The organism is Mesorhizobium sp. M0140, assembly GCF_040322475.1.
Taxonomy (GTDB): Bacteria; Pseudomonadota; Alphaproteobacteria; order Rhizobiales; family Rhizobiaceae; genus Mesorhizobium.
Genome location: NZ_JAMYTM010000003.1, coordinates 282847 through 303283 on the forward strand (window position 1 = coordinate 282847; position 20437 = coordinate 303283).

Consider the following 20437-nt stretch of genomic DNA (forward strand, 5'->3'; position numbering starts at 1 on the left):
CCTCCCAAGGCCACTATCGGTAGGGGCGGCAAGAAATAATGTCAACATACAAAAATACAATTGTTGTATGATGACTTTTCGCCCCATTGTGTGGCAGGAAATCGAATGTTACGCCGCTTTGCCGATCCCTGCCGAGGCCACTCATGTCATCCGACCAGACCAGTCGCACCACGACGACCGAACGCCTTTCCACGAAGACGGTGCGCGCACTGCCGGCTTCGATCGCGACACCTGCGTATGATCGCAGCCGCGTCGTCCCGGGCATCGTGCACCTTGGTGTCGGCGCCTTCCACCGCGCCCATCAGGCAGCCTATGTCGACGATTGCCTGGCGGCAGGCGAGGCGGATTGGGGCATAACAGGCGTTTCGCTGCGCAGCACCGACACGCGCGACGCTCTCACGCCGCAGGACGGGCTCTACACGCTGGCGATCAGAAGCAGTGGAACCGAAAAGCTTCAGGTCATCGGCTCGATCGGCGCGATGCTGGTGGCGCCGGAGGATCCGGGCGCGGTGCTGGCCACGCTGACCGATCCGCGCACCCGCATCGTCACGCTGACGATCACTGAAAAGGCGTATCTGAGGGCGGCAGGCGGCGGATTGGACGCCACACATCCCGATATCGCCCATGATCTGGCCAATCCCCGGATGCCGAAGACAGCGCATGGTTTTCTGACCGAGGCGCTTGCCCTGCGACGCGCCGCCGGCACGCCGCCCTTTACCGTGCTCTGTTGCGATAATCTGCCGGCCAACGGCGCCACGCTGCATCGGCTGCTGACCGAATTCGCCGCATTGCGCGATGCCAGGCTCGGCGTGAAGAGCGACGCTGGAATCGCCGACCACATCGCACACCAGGTCGCGTTTCCCTCCAGCATGGTCGATCGCATCGTGCCCGCAACCACCGACGCCGATCGGGCGCGGATCGCTGAAGAACTCGGCGTCGAGGACGCCTGGCCCGTGATGACCGAGCCGTTTTGTCAGTGGGTGGTCGAAGATAAGTTCCCGACTGGCCGGCCCGCGTGGGAACAATTCGGCGTCACCATGGTTCGCGATGTCGGCCCGTTCGAGGACATGAAGCTCAGGCTGCTCAACGGCTCGCATTCGGCCATCGCCTATCTTGGCCTGCTCAGCGGTCATGCCACCGTCGACCGCGCCTTCGCCGACCCGGCGATCCGGCAGTTCGTTGATGCATTGTGGGCCGAAGCCATCCCGACCCTGCCCGAGGATGCCGGATTGGACACGAGCGCCTATACTGCGGAACTCGCGGAGCGTTTTGCCAACACTGCACTTGCCCATCGCACGGCGCAGATCGCCAATGACGGCAGCCAGAAACTGCCGCAGCGCATCGTCGCCTCCGCCATCGAATGCCTCGAAGCCGGTACTGAATTGGTCCATCTAACCCTGGTGGTGGCTGCCTGGATCGCCGCTTGCGCCGCGCGAGGAAAAACCTTGCCGGCGGGACATTTCACCGATCCGCTCGACGCGGCGCTGACGGCACTTTTGAGCGAGCAGCTGCCGGCCAACGAAACCGTGACCGCGGTGTTCGACCTGGCCGGCTTCGCCAGGGACCATGCCGAGCGGCAGACGTTGATCGAACTCGTGGCTGTCCATCTCGTCCACCTGCGGCGCGATGGTCCGGTTCTGGCCTTCGCCGCGCTCGGCATACAGAGCGAGCAGGCCTGAGCTACGGCCTCGCGGTTATGATGTCGGCGGGACAGCGCCCCTAGGCGCGAAGGATCGCGACAGAACGCCCGTCCTGCGCGCTACCAATGGCATGAATTCCAGAGTCTGCGCTCAGGCCTTACGCCGGCAGGATGGCGCCTTCCAGCGTGGTGAGCTGGCTAAGGAACTGTTCCGCCTTGCTGCGAGCCTCGTCGTCCTTGGCATCAGTGGCGTCTTCCTTGGCTTCCTGGATGCGGCGCGCGAGATCGGCGCGGTCGACATCCTTCACCGCGACAGCCGATTCCGCCAGCAGCGTGCAGCCGGCCGGAACGATGTCGGCGAAGCCGCCGAACACCACATAGCGCTCTTCGCCGCCCGCCGCGGTCTTCACCGTGACGACGCCCGGCTTGATCGTGGTCATGACCGGAGCGTGATGCGCCATGACGGTCATCTCGCCTTCGGCGCCGGGAATGACGACGGATTCGACCTGCTCGGAAACGAGCAGACGCTCCGGCGAGACCAGTTCGAACTTGAAAGCTTCAGCCATGATCAATTTAGTGAGTAGGGAATAGGAACTAGGCAGTAGTAAGTGGCCCTAACCGGTCCACATTACGCAGCTGCTATTCCCCACTCACTACTGACTACTCCCTATTCCCTAAATTAAGCCGCTTCAGCCGCGAGGCGCTGTGCCTTCTCGACCGCTTCCTCGATGCCGCCGACCATGTAGAAGGCAGCTTCCGGAAGGTGATCGTAGTCGCCGTTGCAGAGGCCCTTGAAGCCCTTGATGGTGTCGGCGAGGTCGACCAGCTTGCCCGGCGCGCCGGTGAACACTTCGGCGACGAAGAACGGCTGCGACAGGAAGCGCTCGATCTTGCGGGCGCGGGCCACGGTTTGCTTGTCCTCTTCCGACAGCTCGTCCATGCCCAGGATGGCGATGATGTCCTGCAGCGACTTGTAGCGCTGGAGGATCGACTGCACCTGGCGCGCGACGCCATAATGCTCGTCGCCGACGACCAGCGGGTCGAGCATGCGCGAGGTCGAATCCAGCGGATCGACGGCCGGATAGATGCCCTTTTCGGCGATGGCGCGGTTGAGCGTCGTCGTCGCGTCAAGGTGGGCGAACGAGGTCGCCGGCGCCGGATCGGTCAAGTCGTCGGCGGGCACGTAGATGGCCTGCACGGACGTGATCGAGCCCTTGGTGGTGGTGGTGATGCGTTCCTGCAGCGCGCCCATGTCGGTGGCGAGCGTCGGCTGATAGCCCACGGCCGAAGGAATACGGCCAAGCAGAGCCGACACTTCCGAGCCAGCCTGGGTGAAGCGGAAGATGTTGTCGACGAAGAACAGCACGTCCTGGCCCTGGTCGCGGAAATATTCCGCAACCGTCAGGCCGGTCAGGCCGACGCGGGCGCGCGCGCCCGGCGGCTCGTTCATCTGGCCGTAGACGAGTGCCGCCTTGGAGCCTTCGCCGCCGCCCTTCTTGTTGACGCCGGATTCGATGAACTCGTGATAGAGATCGTTGCCTTCGCGGGTGCGCTCGCCGACGCCAGCGAACACCGAGTAACCGCCATGCGCCTTGGCGATGTTGTTGATCAGTTCCTGGATCAGCACGGTCTTGCCGACGCCGGCGCCGCCGAACAGGCCGATCTTGCCGCCCTTGGCGTAGGGCGCCAGCAGGTCGAGCACCTTAATGCCGGTGATCAGGATCTGCGCTTCCGTCGACTGCTCGACATAGGTCGGAGCCGGCTGGTGGATGGAGCGCATTTCGGTCGCGTCGACCGGGCCTTCTTCGTCGACCGGCTCGCCGATGACGTTGATGATGCGGCCGAGCATGCCCGGGCCGACCGGCACGGTGATCGGCGCGCCGGTGTCACGCACTTCCTGGCCGCGAACCAGACCTTCGGTCGAGTCCATGGCGATGCAGCGCACGGTGTTTTCACCCAGGTGCTGGGCGACTTCGAGCACCAGTCGGTTACCGACATTGGTCGTCTCGAGCGCGTTCAGGATCGCCGGCAGGTGATCGCCGAACTGCACGTCGACAACGGCGCCGATGACCTGGCGGACCTTGCCGGCAACGCCGGTTGCCTTGCTGGCCACTGCCGATGTCTTGGCAGCGGCCGCCTTCGCCGGCGCTGCTGCCTTGGCCGGGGCAGCCTTCGCGGCTGCTGCTGGAGCCTTTGCCGCCTTCACGGGGGCTGCGGTTTTCGCGGCTGCGGCCTTGGGGGCTGCCGTCTTGGATGTCGCCTTCTGGGGGGTCGCTGCTTTCGCCATCGTCTTTACCCTTTTTCGTCCTTTGTTTCTCACGCGGTCCGATCGCGGGTCGATGACCCGCGAACCGCGCCTAGAGCGCCTCGGCGCCCGAAATGATTTCGATCAGTTCCTTGGTGATCTGCGCCTGCCGCTGGCGGTTATAGGTGATCGACAGCTTGTTGATCATGTCGCCGGCGTTGCGCGTCGCATTGTCCATGGCGCTCATCTTGGCGCCCATTTCGCCGGCCACATTTTCGAGCAGCGCCCGGAAAACCTGCACGGAGATGTTGCGCGGAATGAGGTCGGAGAGGATTTCGCCCGGCTCCGGTTCATATTCGTAGACGGCGTTGCCGCCATCCGTCGCCTCGGCAGGAGCCGAAGCAACGCCGGCCGGAATGATCTGCTGCGCGGTCGGGATCTGGCTGATCACCGACTTGAACTGCGAATAGAACAGCGTGCAGATGTCGAAGCCGCCCTCGTTGAAGAGGTGGATGACCTTCTTGGCGATCGCATCGGCATTGACGAAGCCGAGTGTCTTGACCTCGCGCAGATCGACGCGGTCGATGATCATCGACGCATAGTCGCGGCGCAGGATGTCGAAACCCTTCTTGCCGACGCAGATGATCTTGACCTGCTTGCCGTCCGCCAAAAGCTTGCGGATATGGTCGCGGGCAAGGCGGGCGATCTGCGAATTGAAGCCGCCGCACAGGCCGCGCTCGGCGGTGCAGACGACGAGCAGATGCACGTCGTCCTTGCCGGTGCCGGTCATCAGCGCCGGGGCATCGCCGCCGCCGCCGATGGCCTGGGTGATGTTGGCCAGCACGGAACCCATGCGCTCCGAATAGGGGCGCGCCGCTTCCGCAGCCTCTTGCGCACGGCGCAGCTTCGCCGCGGCGACCATCTGCATCGCCTTGGTGATCTTCTGCGTCGCCTTGACCGAGGCGATACGGTTACGAAGGTCTTTTAATGAAGGCATGCTTCAAACCTGATCCCGTCTTGCAATTCGCTCAGGCGAAGGTCTTGGCGAAAGCGTCGATCTCGGCCTTCAGCTTGGCGCGCAGATCGTCCGACAGCGCCTTTTCCTTGCGGATGGCATCGAGGACGTCCTTGCCGGCCGAACGCATGTGGCTGAGCAGGCCATGCTCGAACTTGCCGACCTGGTTGACCGGCAGCTTGTCGAGATAGCCGTTGACGCCGGCGAAGATCACCGCGACCTGCTCTTCCGTCTTCAGCGGCGAGAACTGCGGCTGCTTCAGGAGTTCGGTCAGGCGCGATCCGCGGTTGAGCAGGCGCTGCGTGGCGGCGTCGAGATCGGAGCCGAACTGCGCGAAGGCCGCCATTTCGCGGTACTGCGCGAGCTCGCCCTTGATCGAGCCGGCAACCTGCTTCATCGCCTTGATCTGCGCGGCCGAGCCGACGCGGCTGACCGACAGGCCGACGTTCACCGCAGGACGGATGCCCTGGAAGAACAGGTTGGTTTCGAGGAATATCTGGCCGTCGGTGATCGAGATCACGTTGGTCGGGATGTAGGCCGACACGTCGTTGGCCTGCGTCTCGATGATCGGCAGGGCGGTCAGCGACCCACCGCCCAGATCGTCGTTGAGCTTGGCGGCGCGCTCGAGCAGGCGCGAGTGCAGGTAGAAGACGTCGCCCGGATAGGCTTCGCGGCCCGGCGGGCGGCGCAGCAGCAGCGACATCTGGCGATAGGCGACGGCCTGCTTCGACAGATCGTCATAGCTGATCAGCGCGTGCATGCCATTGTCGCGGAAGTATTCGCCCATGGTGGCGCCGGCGAACGGCGCCAGGAACTGCATCGGTGCCGGATCGGAAGCGGTGGCGGCGACGATGATCGAGTATTCGAGCGCGCCGCGCTCTTCCAGCACCTTGACGAACTGCGCGACGGTCGAGCGCTTCTGGCCGACGGCGACGTAGACGCAGTAGAGCTTTTCCTTCTCGGGGCCGTTGTCGTGCACCGACTTCTGGTTGAGCATGGTGTCGAGGATGATGGCGGTCTTGCCGGTCTGGCGATCGCCGATGACCAGCTCGCGCTGGCCGCGGCCAACCGGGATCAGCGCATCGATGGCCTTGAGGCCGGTCGACATCGGCTCGTTCACCGACTTGCGCGGGATGATGCCGGGCGCCTTGACGTCGACGCGCTTGCGTTCGACTGCCTTGATCGGACCCTTGCCGTCGATCGGATTGCCGAGCGCGTCGACGACGCGGCCGAGCAGGCCGGGGCCGACGGGAACGTCGACGATGGCGCCGGTGCGCTTGACGATGTCGCCTTCCTTGATGTCGCGGTCGGCGCCGAAGATGACGACGCCGACATTGTCGGCTTCGAGGTTGAGCGCCATGCCGCGGATGCCGCCGGGGAATTCGACCATCTCGCCGGCCTGGACATTGTCGAGGCCATAGACACGGGCGATACCGTCACCGACGGACAGCACCTGTCCGACTTCGGAGACCTCGGCCTCCTTGCCGAAATTCTTGATCTGGTCTTTCAGAATTGCGGAAATTTCCGCGGCGCGGATGTCCATCAGCCGACCTCTTTCAGTGCAAGCTTGAGCGAATTGAGTTTGGTTTTGAGCGACGTATCGATCTGGCGCGAACCCATCTTGACCACCAGCCCGCCGAGCAGCGACGGATCGACGGTGACGGAGATGGCCACGTCCTTGCCGGCAACGCTCTTCAGCGCCGCCTTGAGTTCGGTCTGCTGGGCAGCCGTCAGCTCATGCGCCGACGTCACTTCAGCAGCGGTCTCGCCACGATGTTCGGCGGATATCTGGCGGAATGCCCTGATCATGCCGGGAATGGCGAACAGCCGGCGGTTGCGGGCGACGACGCGCAGGAAATTGCCAGTGAGGCCGGCAATCCCGGCCTTGTCGGCGATCGCCGCGATGGCCTTGGCCTGGTCCTCGCTGGAGAACACCGGGCTGTTGATCAGCCGGGTGAGATCAGCGCTGCCCGCGAGCATCGCTTCGAAACTGTTGAGGTCGGCTTCGACCTTGGCCACGGAATTTGCCTGCAGGGCGAGTTCGAACAGCGAACCCGCATAGCGTTCTGCGACACCTGAGATTGGCGATGACGATTGAGCCACGGACCGTCTTTTCTCTTGTCTGACAGGCCGTAGATTGTTGGCGCGAGCAAAAACTCTGGCTAAATCTTTGACCTTACTGCATTTTTTCGAGCACGGAGGCGCGGCTTCCGCTATCCCCGGCCGAAAGTCGATTGCCGTCTAGCACAGGCATTTTAAGACCGCAATGCGTCGTTCCGCATGGTTTTCAGGCACTATTGTCGCATCCGGCGAAAGTCACCCGTCTTCCATCGCGGAATACCCAACGATTCAAGGCAGAAAGCCGAAGGCAAAGGCGAGCGGTAACGCCGCCAGCACCAATTCCAGCACAATGGAAACCCAATTGAAAGGCGTGTTGGCGCCATCCGACATCATCGACAGCAGCCGGCCGAAGGCGGTGAACAACCAGGAAAAGCCGAGCGCCATGTAGATCAGCGGCTGCGCCAGAAGGATACAGCACAGGCCGACACCGAGATAAAAGCCCGACATCCTGCCGCGCCCCTCGGCGATCGCGGCAGCCTTCTCTGGCTTGACCTGCAGGCGCAGGGCACGGAAGGCGAGACCAGGTGCCAGAAAAAACAAAAGACCGAGCAGCACGGTGAAGACGGCGCTCGACCAGGCCAGCCATTCGCCCTGGCTCGTCGGCCATGGAAGCGCAAAATCCATCTTGTCCCCTCGAAGTGCCTGTTTTGAAATTCCGGGCATTCTAACGGAGGAAAAACGCTGCGCCAGATGGCATCAGGCACTTTAGGAGAAGCGCATCAGCCAAGCACGAATTCCACTGCCGCCTCGGCATGGATGCGCGTCGTGTCGAAGACCGGGATGTTGAAATCCTGCTGGCCGATAAGCATGGTGATCTCGGTGCAGCCCATGATGACGCTGTCGGCTGCCTCTTCGCGGCGCAGGCGTTCGGTCTCGGCGATGTAGGCCGCCTTCGAGATTTCGGTGACGATGCCCTGGCACAATTCCTCGTAGATGACGCGATGGACCATGTCGCGCCCGGCGGCATCGGGCACCACGGGCCGCAGGCCGTATCTGTCGGCGAGCCGGCCCTTGTAGAAATCCTGCTCCATGGTGAAGCGCGTCGCCAGCAGCGCCGGACGCTGCATGCCGGCGCGCTTGACCGCCACCGCGGTGGCGTCGGCGATGTGGATCAGCGGGATCGACACCGACGCCTGCACCTGGTCGGCCAGTTTGTGCATGGTGTTGGTGCACAAAAGCAGACCTTCCGCGCCGCCGGCCTCGAGCTTGCGCGCTGCTTCGACAAGAAGCACGCCGGCGCCGTCCCAGTCGCCATGATGCTGCCGCTCGGCGATCTCGGCGAAGTCGAACGACCACAGAAGCAGTTTCGCTGAATGCAGCCCACCCAGCCGCTCGCGCACGATCTCGTTGAGCAGGCGATAGTAGATGGCGGTGGATTCCCAGCTCATGCCGCCCAGAAGGCCGAGGGTTTTCATATGAGTTTCCACATCTCGCTGGCTTACAGCAACCTATCGCTGAAAGCGCGACCTTACAAAAAGCTCTGCGGGTCGATGTCGACCTGCACCCGAACCGAACCGCGTTGCTTCGGTCCGCTAGCCAGCATGGCCCTGATAAAACCTTGTATGTCGGCGCGCCGTTCGCCCTGGATCAGCAGGCGGAAGCGGTGGCGGCCGCCGAGCAGGGACAGCGGCGCCTCCGCCGGTCCCAGCACGAACAAATCTGTCGCCTCGGGCGCGGCGCGGCGCAGGCCGCGTGCATGGCCCTCGGCTTCCGCCCGTGTCACCGCACTGACGATGACGCCGGCGAGCCGGCCGAAGGGCGGCAGTGCGGCTCGTTCGCGCTCGGCGATCTCGCGCTCGTAAAACGCCTCGGCGTCACCGGAGACGATCGCCCGCATCACCGGGTGGTCGGGCTGAAAAGTCTGCAGCAGGCCGAGGCTCTTCTTGCCGGTGCGGCCGGCGCGGCCGGTGACCTGGCTGAGCAACTGGAATGTGCGCTCGGCGGCGCGCGGATCGCCGTTGGCAAGACCGAGATCGGCGTCGACGACGCCGACCAGTGTCATGTTGGGAAAGTTGTGGCCCTTGGCGACGAGCTGCGTGCCGATGACGATGTCGGCCCCGCCATCGGCGATCGCCTCCAGCTCCAGCCGCAGCCGCCGCACGCCGCCCATCAGGTCCGACGACAAAACGATGGTGCGCGCGTCGGGAAAATGCGCAACGACCTCTTCGGCGATCCGCTCGACACCTGGCCCGCAGGCGACCAGATGATCGAGCGTGCCGCATTCCGGGCAGGCTTCGGGGCGGCGCTCATTGTGCCCGCAATGATGGCAGACCAACTGGCCGCGAAAACGATGCTCGACCAGCCAGGCCGAGCAGACCGGGCAGCCGAAGCGGTGGCCGCAGACCCGGCACAGCGTCAGCGGCGCATAGCCGCGCCGGTTGAGGAACAGCAGCGACTGCTCCTGCCTCTCCAGCGTCTGGCGCATCTGGTCGAGCAGCACCGGCGACAGGAAACCGCCACGCGCCGGCGGCGCGCGCCGCATGTCGACCGCCTTCAGATGCGGAAGCGCCGCCTCGGCGAAGCGAGCGGAAAGCACCGCTCTGTTGTATTTACCTTGGCTGGCATTGACCCGGCTTTCAACCGATGGCGTCGCCGACGCCAGCACGACCGGAAAGCTGCCGATATGGGCGCGCACCACCGCCATATCGCGCGCATTGTAGAAGACGCGGTCCTCCTGCTTGTAGGCAGGGTCGTGCTCCTCGTCGACGACGATCAGGCCAAGCTCCTTGAACGGCAGGAACAGCGCCGAACGCGCACCGGCGACGACCCGCACGCCGCCTTCCGCCACTTGCCGCCAAACCCGCTCGCGCATCCGCGGCGGCAGGTCGGAATGCCATTCACCCGGCTTGGCGCCGAAGCGCTGCTGGAAGCGCTCGAGAAAGGCATGCGTCAGCGCGATTTCCGGCAGCAGGATCAGCACCTGCCTGCCCTGGTCGAGCGCAGCCGCCACCGCTTCGAAATAAACCTCCGTCTTACCTGATCCGGTGACGCCGTCGAGCAGCGCGACGTTGAACACGCCGGCTGCGACATTGGCGCGCAGCATCTGCGCCGCGGCGCTCTGGTCCGGCATCAGTTCCGGTGTGGCGTAGGCGGGATCGGGCGCGGCCACCACCGGGCGCGGCGGGATCATCACGGTCTCGAACACGCCTTGCGCCCTCAGGCCGTCGATCACCGTCGACGACACGCCGGCGGCGTGAGCGAGGCCGGAGCGCGTCCAGGCAAGGCCGCCTTCGGCCGTCTCCAGCACGCGCTGCCTGGCGCTCGTCATCCGGTCGGGTGCGAGAAGCGTGCGCTGCAATCCCTCGATCCACGGTTCGGGGTCGAAAGCCTCCGGCGCCCTGAGCAGCATGCGCGCCACCATGCCCGGCGGCGACAGCGTGTATTGCGCCACCCAGTCGACGAAGCGGCGCATCGCGCGGTCGATCGGCGGGCAGTCGAAAACCTGTTCGATGGGGCGCAGCTTTTTCGCGTCGACCTTCTCGACCGCGCCATCCCAGACGATGCCGGCGACCTGGCGCGGCCCAAGCGGCACGCGCACGATCGAGCCCGGCACCACGCGCATGCCGGCCGGCACGGCATAGGTGTAGGGGCGTTCGGCGGGCATCGGCACCAGCACCGGTGCGGCTGCGACAAAGGGCGAATCTTCGATCATGAGGCGTGACCTTGCCCTGACTTTGGTCTAGATCAAAGGCCGACCCCGAATGTGCATGACATGCACATGAAAATCTTCAGGAGACCCGCCATGAAATTTTTTGTCGACACCGCCGACGTCAAGGATATCCGTGAGCTGAACGACCTGGGGCTGCTCGACGGCGTCACCACCAATCCGTCGCTGATCCTCAAATCCGGCGGCAAGATCGCCGACGTCACCAAAGAGATTTGCGATATCGTCAAGGGTCCGGTCTCGGCTGAAGTCACCGCCACCGAATATTCCGAGATGATGCAGCAGGCCAAGGTTCTGGCCAAGATCGCCGACAATGTCTGCATCAAGGTGCCGCTGACGCTGGACGGGCTCAAGGCCTGCAAGACGATCCGCACCGAGATGAACCGCCTGGTCAACGTCACGCTGTGCTTTTCGGCCAACCAGGCGCTGCTGGCGGCCAAGGCCGGTGCCTCGTTCATCTCGCCCTTCGTCGGCCGCGTCGACGACATCGGCATCGACGGCATGGAGCTGATCCAGGAGATCAGGCAGATCTACGACAATTACGATTTCCAGACCGAGATCCTGGTCGCTTCGGTGCGCACCGTGAACCATGTCAAGCAGGCGGCGCTCATCGGCGCCGATGTTGTCACCGCGCCGCCGGCGACGCTAAAGGCACTGGTCAAGCACCCGCTGACCGACAAGGGCCTGGAACAGTTCCTAGCCGACTGGGCAAAGACCGGCCAGCAGATCGGCTGAGCTGGCGATCGGCTGAAGCCCCACCACTTTCGACTAAAAAAGGCCGGGTAACCGGCCTTTTTGATGCGCTTCAGGCGAAGCCACCTCGCCAAAGGAGCCCGCCGGTCAATCCGCGCTGTCGTCGTCGGGTGTGGTCGCCTGCTGGCGCCGTCCCATGATGATCTCGCGCTTGCCGACATGGTTGGGGGTGCCGACCAATCCTTCCTTTTCCATGCGTTCGACCAGGGATGCGGCGCGGTTGTAGCCGATGCCGAGGCGGCGCTGGATGTAGGACGTCGAACACTTCTTGTCGCGCACCACCACCTTGACCGCCTCATCGTAGATGGCATCGCTGTCTTCGGCTGCGACGGATCCCTTGTCGAAGACCGCACCCTGGTCGTCTGCGATTTCTTCCTCGTCCTCGTCGGCCGTCACGGTTTCCAGATATTCAGGGCGGCCCTGCGCCTTGAGATGCGCGACCACATGCTCGACCTCCGCGTCGGAAACAAACGGCCCATGCACGCGCGAAATGCGCCCGCCACCCATCATGTGCAGCATGTCGCCCTGGCCAAGCAACTGCTCGGCGCCCTGCTCGCCCAGGATGGTGCGGCTGTCGATCTTCGATGTAACCTGGAAGGAAATCCGGGTCGGGAAGTTGGCCTTGATCGTGCCCGTGATGACATCGACCGAGGGGCGCTGCGTTGCCATGATCAGGTGAATGCCGGCAGCGCGCGCCATCTGCGCCAGTCGCTGGATCGCGCCTTCGATCTCCTTGCCGGCGACCATCATCAGGTCGGCCATCTCGTCGACGATGACGACAATGTAGGGCATCGGCGCAAGGTCGATTTCCTGCTGTTCGAAAAGCGGTTCGCCGGTGCCCTTTTCGAAGCCGGCCTGCACCGTCATGACAACCGTCTCGCCCTTGTCACGGGCAGCGGCGGCGCGCTCGTTGTAGCCGTCGATGTTGCGCACACCGAGCCGCGCCATCTTGCGATACCGGTCCTCCATTTCGCGCACGGCCCATTTGAGCGCCGTGACGGCTTTCTTGGGATCCGTGACGACGGGCGTCAGAAGATGCGGGATGCCGTCATAGACGGAGAGTTCGAGCATTTTGGGATCGACCATGATCAGCCGGCATTCTTCCGGCTTCAGCCGGTAGAGCAACAACAGGATCATGGTGTTGATGGCGACCGACTTGCCGGAGCCGGTGGTTCCGGCCACCAGCAAATGCGGCATCTTCGCCAGCTCGGCGATGACCGGCTCGCCGCCGATCGTCTTGCCGAGACAAAGCGCCAGCTTGCAGCTGGTCTTGCGAAAGCCTTCCGATCCGATCAGCTCCCGGAAATAGACGGTTTCGCGCATCTCGTTCGGGAGCTCGATGCCGATGACGTTGCGGCCAGGCACGACGGCGACCCGCGCCGAAATCGCCGACATGGAGCGGGCGATATCGTCGGCAAGCCCGATGACGCGAGAAGATTTGACGCCCGGCGCCGGCTCGAACTCATAGAGCGTGACGACCGGGCCTGGGCGAACATGAATGATCTCGCCACGCACGCCGAAGTCCTCGAGCACGCTTTCCAGCAGATCGGCGTTCTGCTCGAGCCGCTCCTGCGACATGTAGAAGCCTTGTCCCTCCGGTGGCTGCTGCAACAGCTCTTCCGAGGGAAGCTCATAGGGATCGCCCGCGGTTGACAGCACGACCTTTCCAGCCCCAGGCAAGCGCGCGGAGCGGGCGCCAACGGCCCTGGCAGGGACGTTCACACTTGGCGCGGCCGACACGGAAACGGCGTCGCTTTGGGCGGCTGGGATTGCGACAGCCTGGACCGGCGACGGCGCATTGCTCGCTGGCACGCCGGGTTGGGCGACGGTCCAGTTCGAATTGGCCGGCCAAACATCCGGCAACGGCTTCAAGGCCTGGCCCGGAAGGCAGTCGATGACACGAAACAATGCGGTGGCATCGGTCCCTGGGCGAATGTCGATCGGCATAGTGGTCGCTGGCGCTACGGCGACCGGTGCAGGCGACGCTGGACCGGTCTGCCGGGCCGGCGACGAAACGTCGACCAGATAGGGTGCCATAGCCTCGAAGAACGCATGATCCGAAAGATATGGCCAGCGCAGCCTTTCGGAAGTGGTCGTTTTGGCGCCCGGAGCAACGGACGCGCGCGCGGATGCCCGTGCCGTAGCGACCGACCTCGGCGGCACCGGCGCAACGGCTGGCGCCTTCTCCCTGGCGCGCTCCGGGGCAACAAAAGCAGCAGCCGGCGGTAATGACCCTTGCGAGGCGTGGCCGGCCAGCGGCTGGGAAGCAGGGCTTTTCACCGAAGCCGGCAATGCCAGTAGCGAAGGCGCGGAGGACGCCCCGTTGATCATCGATTGCGCAACGGCTTGCTCTGCTGGGCGCGTCGCGGCGTGTTCGACAACACGCTCGTGCTGCGGATGATGCTTCCTGGCCTCATAGTCCGGCGTGCGTGTAAAACGCACGTTGGGTGCAAGGAAGAAATATTCCTGCCAGGCAGGGCTCTCGATATCGCCGATTTTCGAAGGCGTATCCTCCGAGCCACCCCGAGGCTCCATATAGGGCCGCTTGTTGCCGCCGAGATCGACCACCGGTGCGGAATAGCCGGCCGGCGTGTGGTGGGCTGCCGGCCGTCCGGCCTTGCGAGCCGGAGGATCAAAGTCGCCTGCCGCGGAAGAACTTCGCTGACCACCCCTGTCGCCGATGCTCTCCAAGCGCTTCCCCTCGGGGCCATCAGGCAATGCAGCCGTCGATAAATTGACCCGGGAAAAACGCTTGGCTTCCATTCTCAAGACTCACTTTGAAATGTCTGCCGAGCAATAGGGAGCGAGTGGTTAACAGTTGCTTCCCGGATGGATCGCCGACCATCCTGGGCACCAAAATCTTCGTGGTGGTCTGCGAGCGACACGGCACGATCGTCGTCTCGCCGCATCCGCGCTGGTGGCGCGATCTACTCGCTGTGCCGCAGCAGATCGATGGGTCTTCGGACAATTTCTGTTCGAGCATCTGGTCATGGTCCCGCGATCACCCCATCATGCCTGGGGCCAGACCGTTTCCGTGAAGGGATGAGGTGCGCTAGCCGGTCTTGCCGTGCCGGACAAGGTCCTGGGCAATGGACAGCTGCAGCGCTTCCGCCAACTCTCGCGCAGCGCGATTCTCGGCGTCGATCTGCGCCCGGTATGCGGCGAATTCCTGACGCGGCCTATCGAAGGACGAGGTGATCGAACGTTTGCCGGATGCGATCACCACGCCGGTCTTCGCATCGGCCAGCGTATAGCTGCCAGTCAGCGTCACGGAACCAGCGGTCGGTTCGTCTTCATCCGTTCCGACCTGCACGAGTGCCGCGGACTCGACCGCTTCGGTCACGCCGAGATTGAGCGAATATGCCGGCGAGGCCGGCTCGCCGGCGCCTCGTCCAAACCCGAAAATCAGATTGTTGCGCACCTGTTGGCCGTAACGCGTATTGACCGGCTTGATGCCGATCAACGCCAGTTCGGCACTGGCACTGGCCTGCGAACCCGACAGTGGCGCGCTCGAATAGAGCGGCCGCACCGTGCAGGCCGAGACAAGCGCGAGCGAACCTATCAGGCCGGCAAGCGCTATGCGGCGCAGCAAATGGCTCAACTCTGTCTTTTCCCGATCAGGCAACGACATTGACGATCCTCTGCGGCACGATGATCACCTTGCGCGGAGCCTTCCCTTCGAGTGCTTTCTGCACGAAGTCGAGAGCCAATACCGCTTTTTCGACCGCACCTTGGTCCGCGTCGCGGGCAATTGTCAAATCCCCCCGCTTCTTGCCGTTGACCTGTACCGGATAGGTGACTTCGTTGTCGACGACCAGCGCCGGATCGAAGACCGGCCAAAGCCGTTCGGCAACGAGATCGGTGCCGCCAAGCGCTGCCCAGCACTCCTCGGCCAGATGCGGCATGACCGGCGCTATCAGATGCACGAGAATCTCCACCGCCTGCCGGCAGGCGCCTTTCAGCGCTGCATCGGCCTTGCCTTCGGCCACCTCGTTGAGCGGCGTGGTCAGCGCGTTGGCCAGTTCGTAGATGCGGGCGATGGCGCGGTTGAAGGCGAGCTTCTCGATATCCTCTCCGACCGCCTTCAGGATCTTGTGCGCGGCCTTGGAAACCACCGCGGCCTCACCGCTGCTGGCCGCCACGGGCTTGATGCCGGCCAGTGTTTCGGCCGCCGTCGACACCAGGCGCCAGATGCGCTGGATGAAGCGATGCGCACCGGCAGCGCCATCGTCGGTCCACTCGACATCGCGCTCGGGAGGAGAATCCGACAGCATGAACCAGCGCGCCGTATCGGCGCCGTAGCCATCGGTGATGTCTTCCGGGCTCACCGTGTTCTTCTTCGATTTCGACATCTTTTCCAGCGGACCGATGGTGACGGCCTCGCCGGTGGCGATGTCGATGGCGCTGCGCTTGCCGTCGACATCCTCCAGCCGAACTTCGGTGGGCGCCAGCCAGCGGCCATTCGATGCCGAGCCGACGCGATAGGTTTCGTGCACCACCATGCCTTGCGTGAACAGGCCCTTGAACGGCTCGGCCAGATCGACATGGCCGGCCTCGCGCATGGCGCGGGTGAAGAAGCGCGAATAGAGCAGATGCAGGATCGCGTGCTCGATCCCGCCAATATACTGGTCGACCGGCAGCCATTCGTTGGCCGCCTTGGGATCGGTCGGTTCATGCGCCCACGGCGCGGTGAAGCGGGCGAAGTACCACGACGAATCGACGAACGTGTCCATCGTGTCGGTTTCGCGCCGCGCATCCCTGCCGCATTGCGGACATTTCACATGGCGCCATGTCGGATGCCGGTCGAGCGGATTGCCCGGGCGATCGAAATCGACATCGTCGGGCAGCTTCACCGGCAGGTCCGCCTTCGGCACCGGCACCACGCCGCAACCCTCGCAATGAATCATCGGGATCGGGCATCCCCAGTAGCGCTGGCGCGAAATGCCCCAGTCACGCAGGCGGAAATTCACCTTGCGCTCGGCCATCGGCCGGTTGCCGATCGTCTTCTGCTCCAGCAGTTTGGCGACCTCGTCGAAAGCCTGATCCGGCTTCATGCCGTCGAGAAAGCGCGAATTGATCATCACGCCGTCATCGACATAGGCTTCATCGATGATCTGGAACGTCGCCGGATTCTCGCCTTCCGGCATCACCACCGGAATCACCGGCAGGCCGTATTTGTTGGCGAAGTCGAGGTCGCGCTGGTCGCCGGACGGACAGCCGAAAATGGCGCCGGTGCCGTATTCCATCAGCACGAAATTGGCGACATAGACAGGCAGCGTCCAGTTGTCGTCAAACGGATGGACGACGCGGATGCCGGTGTCAAAACCCTTCTTCTCAGCTGTCTCCAGCGCCGCCACCGAGGTGCCCATATGGCCGATATCCTCGATGAACTTCGCCAGCGCCGGATTGTGCGCAGCGGCCTTCTTGGCCAACGGATGATCGGCGGCGACAGCCATGAAGGAAGCGCCGAAGATGGTGTCGGGCCTTGTCGTATAGACTTCCAGCTCATGCTCGCCATCAGAGGCGTCGGCCAGAGGCCAGCGGATCAGCAGGCCTTCCGAGCGGCCGATCCAGTTCTGCTGCATCAGCTTCACCTTTTCCGGCCATTCGTCGAGGCCGTCGAGCGAATCCAGCAGATCCTGCGCGAAGTCGGTGATCTTGAAGAACCACTGCGTCAGTTCGCGCTGTTCGACCAGCGCGCCCGAGCGCCAGCCGCGCCCGTCGATGACCTGCTCGTTGGCGAGCACGGTCATGTCCTCCGGGTCCCAGTTGACCTTGGAGGATTTGCGCGTCACCAGCCCCTTCTCGACAAAATCGAGGAACAGCATCTGCTGGCGGTGGTAGTAGTCGACGTCGCAGGTGGCGAATTCGCGCGCCCAGTCCAGCGACAGGCCCATGACCTTGAGCTGCTCGCGCATGGTGGCGATGTTCTGGTAGGTCCATTCCTTGGGGTGGACCTTGTTTTGCATCGCCGCGTTTTCGGCCGGCATGCCGAAGGCGTCCCAGCCCATCGGGTGCAGTACGTTGAAGCCCTTGGCCCGCTTGTAGCGCGCCACCACGTCGCCCATCGTGTAGTTGCGGGTGTGGCCTATATGGATGCGCCCCGACGGATAGGGAAACATCTCCAGCACATAGTATTTCGGGCGCGGATCGTCATTGTGCGCTTCGAACAGCTTCTTGGCGTCCCAGGCCTTCTGCCATTTGGGCTCTGACGCGCGCGGATTGTATCGTTCGGTTGCCATGGGACGTTTTTCACTTAAAAGCAGGCGCGAACTGCGGGCGATGGCTCGGCAGTTCAGGGAATGTGGTCCGGGTGTTCACCATGGTTTGGCAAACCCGTCAACCATATGGGTATCGCGTCTGACAAAAACGCCGGTCAAAACAGCAGGATTTGCATATGGGTGACGCCGTTCAGCAATTTTTCACGGTCAAGGCGAAGATCGCCGCCGCCGAGCGCGAGGCCGGCCGCGAAGCCGGCGTCGTGACGCTGGTCGCGGTCTCAAAGACCTTCGACGCTGCCGACATCGGCCCGGTCATCGAGGCCGGCCAGCGCGTCTTCGGCGAGAACCGCGTGCAGGAGGCGCAAGGCAAATGGCCTGATCTGAAGGACGCATTTCCCGACATCGAACTGCATCTGATCGGCCCGCTGCAATCCAACAAGGCCAAGGAGGCTGTGGCGCTGTTCGACGTCATCGAGACGATCGATCGCGAGAAGATCGCCGCCGAACTGGCCAAGGAGATCGCCAGGCAGGGCCGCGCACCGAAGCTCTACGTCCAGGTCAACACCGGCTCCGAGCCGCAGAAGGCAGGCATCGAGCCCCGCGACGCCGTGGCCTTTGTCGCCCGCTGCCGCGACGAGCATGGCCTCGCCATCGAGGGCCTGATGTGCATCCCGCCGGCCGATGAGAACCCCGGCCCGCACTTCGCGCTGTTGGAAAAGCTCGGCAAGGAAGCCGACGTCGCCAAACTCTCGATGGGCATGTCTGGCGACTACGAGACGGCGATCGCCTTCGGCGCCACCAGCGTCCGCGTCGGTTCGGCGATCTTCGGCAGCCGATAGTTCCGATGCACAGACCGGTCTCTAGTCGCTAAATTCCAACATATTCGATTGGCTGCAGGCCACCACACCTTCGTCATCCTAGGGCGGAGCGACGCGAAGCGCAGACCCTAGGATCCATGCCGTGACGACAAGGAAAATGCAGCGGTGCAGAATTCTGTTCCGCTGCATTCTTCGGCAGATGTCGCGGCATGGATCCTCGGGTCTGCGCTGCGTCGCTGCGCTCCTTGCTCCGCCCGTGGATGACGACGAGAGAGATGTTTAGGCCAATCCCCGAGGTTTGCGATCTGCCGCCGAAAGAGGCTATAGATTCTCGCTGCCAATAGCTTCCAACCCATGTCGAGGAACTAGCGAACACATCTGTTGGAGCGGAAACCCTGCCATGCTTCAACGGCATCTGGTATATGACTAGCGAAGCCATCTAGCGAGTAGTGCCCTTGAACTGGCATCTTAAGGACGCGAAGAACAATCTGTCGAAACTCGTACGGCAGGCGCGGGAACAAGGGCCACAAACCATCACGGTGCGCGGAAAGCCAACTGCTGTCGTACTCTCCCCCGAGGACTACGACCGACTGGTCGGCGCAACACCTTCGCTTGCGGAATATCTTCTCTCAGGTCCCGTGTGGGATGACGACTTCGTCGAGGAGGTCAATCGCCGCCCGAAGACGAAGATCCGAGTTATAGACTTATAATCCGCATACTCATGCGAACCTCGTTCGGTGAATGCAGCGGGCGCTTTTCTGATGGCGGCATTAGATGCGGTGAGGGATTATAGGCCAACTCGGCGGGCTCGTTGAGCCAGCAATTGGAAACGAAACGTACCGTTCCTATTTGCTTTGCGTCATCACAAACTCTCTGGAGCCGCCACCATGCGTTACAATCAGTTTGGAAATACGGGGATGTTCGTCTCCGAAATCTGCCTCGGCACCATGACCTTCGGTGCTGCCGGTGAAAATGCCCAATGGGGCCTGATCGCCAGTCTCGACCAGAGGGGCGTCAACGAGATCGTTGCCCATTCGCTCGCCGCCGGCGTCAATTTCTTCGATACGGCCGACGTCTACTCCTTTGGCGAATCCGAACGGCTGCTCGGCCAGTCGCTCAGGGATCTCGGCGTGAACAGGCAGAATGTGGTCATCGCCACCAAAGCCCACGGCGCCATGGGCGACGGTCCGAACCAGCGCGGCTCTTCACGCGGCCACATCATGGACTCGGTCGACGCCAGCCTGAAGCGGCTGCAACTCGACCATATCGATCTTTACCAGCTGCACGGCACCGACACCGTGACGCCGATCGATGAAACGCTGCGGGCGCTCGACGATCTCGTTGCCAGCGGCAAGGTCCGCTATGTCGGCGTCTCCAACTGGGCGGCATGGCGCATCGCCAAGGCGCTCGGCATCGCCGAGCGCAAGGGTTTCGCCCGCTTCGAGACCGTGCAATCCTACTATTCGATCGCCGGCCGCGACCTCGAGCGCGAAATCGTACCCTTGCTCAATGAGGAGAAGCTCGGCCTGATGGTGTGGTCGCCGATGGCCGGTGGCCTGCTGTCCGGCAAATATGGCCCCGGCGCGCCCGGCAATGGCGAAGGCCGCCGCGCGTCCTTCAACTTCCCGCCGGTCAATGAGGACCGTGCCTGGGCGGCCGTTGCCGTCATGCGCGAAATCGCCAAAAAGCATGATGTCAGCGTCGCCACGGTGGCGCTCGGCTATGTCCTGGCCAAGCCCTTCGTGATGAGCGTCATCATCGGCGCCAGCCGCATGGAGCAGCTGGAGCAGAACCTTGCCGCCACTGAAGTGAAGCTCGACAGCGACGATCTGCTTCGTCTCGACGAGGTCAGCGCCCTGCCGTCCGAATATCCCGGCTGGATGCTGGAGCGCCAGGCAGCGGGCCGCCGCCCGGCGCCGTTCACGCCGAAAGCATAAATATAGCCCACGCTGACATCCCGG

At 63.5% G+C, this 20437-nt stretch carries 16 protein-coding genes; 5 read left to right on the forward strand and 11 right to left on the reverse strand.

What is annotated here, in order from left to right:
- The first annotated feature begins 143 nt into the window (after positions 1 to 143).
- On the forward strand, positions 144 to 1679 hold the full coding sequence (locus NKJ37_RS05140; protein ID WP_352773012.1) for a mannitol dehydrogenase family protein: 1536 nt from the start codon (positions 144 to 146) through the stop codon (positions 1677 to 1679).
- A 118-nt stretch (positions 1680 to 1797) separates the two neighbouring features.
- Here the strand turns inward: NKJ37_RS05140 and NKJ37_RS05145 are convergent, their stop codons facing one another.
- The 8 genes from NKJ37_RS05145 to NKJ37_RS05180 form a co-directional block, all read right to left on the reverse strand.
- Complete coding sequence (locus NKJ37_RS05145; protein ID WP_013529039.1) at positions 1798 to 2205, reverse strand: F0F1 ATP synthase subunit epsilon; 408 nt, start codon at positions 2203 to 2205, stop codon at positions 1798 to 1800.
- A 113-nt stretch (positions 2206 to 2318) separates the two neighbouring features.
- Positions 2319 to 3926 carry a F0F1 ATP synthase subunit beta gene (atpD, locus tag NKJ37_RS05150; RefSeq protein WP_023811758.1) on the reverse strand — a complete coding sequence of 536 codons (1608 nt, stop codon included), beginning with the start codon at positions 3924 to 3926 and terminating at the stop codon, positions 2319 to 2321.
- Positions 3927 to 3996: 70 nt separating this feature from the next.
- Positions 3997 to 4881, reverse strand: coding sequence for a F0F1 ATP synthase subunit gamma (locus tag NKJ37_RS05155; RefSeq protein ID WP_023811757.1), 885 nt, complete (start codon positions 4879 to 4881; stop codon positions 3997 to 3999).
- Between the two features lie 31 nt (positions 4882 to 4912).
- A complete protein-coding gene (atpA, locus tag NKJ37_RS05160) occupies positions 4913 to 6442 on the reverse strand; it encodes a F0F1 ATP synthase subunit alpha (protein WP_023811756.1) in 1530 nt (509 codons plus the stop codon).
- The gene (locus NKJ37_RS05165) at positions 6442 to 7002 is read right to left on the reverse strand and encodes a F0F1 ATP synthase subunit delta (RefSeq protein ID WP_023762496.1); all 561 of its coding nucleotides are present in this window, start codon (positions 7000 to 7002) and stop codon (positions 6442 to 6444) included. The genes atpA and NKJ37_RS05165 overlap by 1 nt, the downstream gene beginning before the upstream one ends.
- Positions 7003 to 7248: 246 nt before the next feature.
- A complete protein-coding gene (locus NKJ37_RS05170) occupies positions 7249 to 7644 on the reverse strand; it encodes an AGROH133_08824 family phage infection protein (protein ID WP_013529034.1) in 396 nt (131 codons plus the stop codon).
- Between the two features lie 95 nt (positions 7645 to 7739).
- A complete protein-coding gene (locus NKJ37_RS05175) occupies positions 7740 to 8435 on the reverse strand; it encodes an aspartate/glutamate racemase family protein (RefSeq protein ID WP_352773016.1) in 696 nt (231 codons plus the stop codon).
- A gap of 53 nt (positions 8436 to 8488) precedes the next feature.
- A complete protein-coding gene (locus tag NKJ37_RS05180) occupies positions 8489 to 10672 on the reverse strand; it encodes a primosomal protein N' (RefSeq protein ID WP_352773017.1) in 2184 nt (727 codons plus the stop codon).
- A gap of 90 nt (positions 10673 to 10762) precedes the next feature.
- Here NKJ37_RS05180 and fsa point away from each other — a divergent pair, with 90 nt between their 5' ends.
- Positions 10763 to 11419 (forward strand): fructose-6-phosphate aldolase, encoded by a 657-nt coding sequence (gene fsa, locus NKJ37_RS05185; RefSeq protein ID WP_352773020.1) that lies wholly within the window; start codon positions 10763 to 10765, stop codon positions 11417 to 11419.
- A gap of 105 nt (positions 11420 to 11524) precedes the next feature.
- Here fsa and NKJ37_RS05190 read toward each other — a convergent pair whose 3' ends face one another.
- The 3 genes from NKJ37_RS05190 to leuS all read right to left on the reverse strand — a co-directional run bounded on the left by NKJ37_RS05190 (position 11525) and on the right by leuS (position 17679).
- Entirely contained in the window at positions 11525 to 14200 is a 2676-nt protein-coding gene (locus NKJ37_RS05190) for a DNA translocase FtsK (protein WP_352773022.1), read from the reverse strand.
- Between the two features lie 289 nt (positions 14201 to 14489).
- Positions 14490 to 15068, reverse strand: a complete 579-nt coding sequence (gene lptE, locus NKJ37_RS05195) for an LPS assembly lipoprotein LptE (RefSeq protein WP_023811749.1) — start codon at positions 15066 to 15068, stop codon at positions 14490 to 14492.
- A complete protein-coding gene (leuS, locus tag NKJ37_RS05200; RefSeq protein ID WP_352773025.1) occupies positions 15055 to 17679 on the reverse strand; it encodes a leucine--tRNA ligase in 2625 nt (874 codons plus the stop codon). The genes lptE and leuS overlap by 14 nt, the downstream gene beginning before the upstream one ends.
- Before the next feature lie 155 nt (positions 17680 to 17834).
- Between leuS and NKJ37_RS05205 the strand changes: the two genes are divergently transcribed.
- The 3 genes from NKJ37_RS05205 to NKJ37_RS05215 all read left to right on the forward strand — a co-directional run bounded on the left by NKJ37_RS05205 (position 17835) and on the right by NKJ37_RS05215 (position 20413).
- Positions 17835 to 18497 (forward strand): YggS family pyridoxal phosphate-dependent enzyme, encoded by a 663-nt coding sequence (locus tag NKJ37_RS05205; protein ID WP_352773028.1) that lies wholly within the window; start codon positions 17835 to 17837, stop codon positions 18495 to 18497.
- Positions 18498 to 18931: 434 nt separating this feature from the next.
- On the forward strand, positions 18932 to 19186 hold the full coding sequence (locus tag NKJ37_RS05210; RefSeq protein WP_127380713.1) for a type II toxin-antitoxin system Phd/YefM family antitoxin: 255 nt from the start codon (positions 18932 to 18934) through the stop codon (positions 19184 to 19186).
- Positions 19187 to 19363: 177 nt separating this feature from the next.
- Complete coding sequence (locus NKJ37_RS05215; RefSeq protein WP_352773030.1) at positions 19364 to 20413, forward strand: aldo/keto reductase; 1050 nt, start codon at positions 19364 to 19366, stop codon at positions 20411 to 20413.
- The last annotated feature ends 24 nt before the right edge of the window (positions 20414 to 20437 follow it).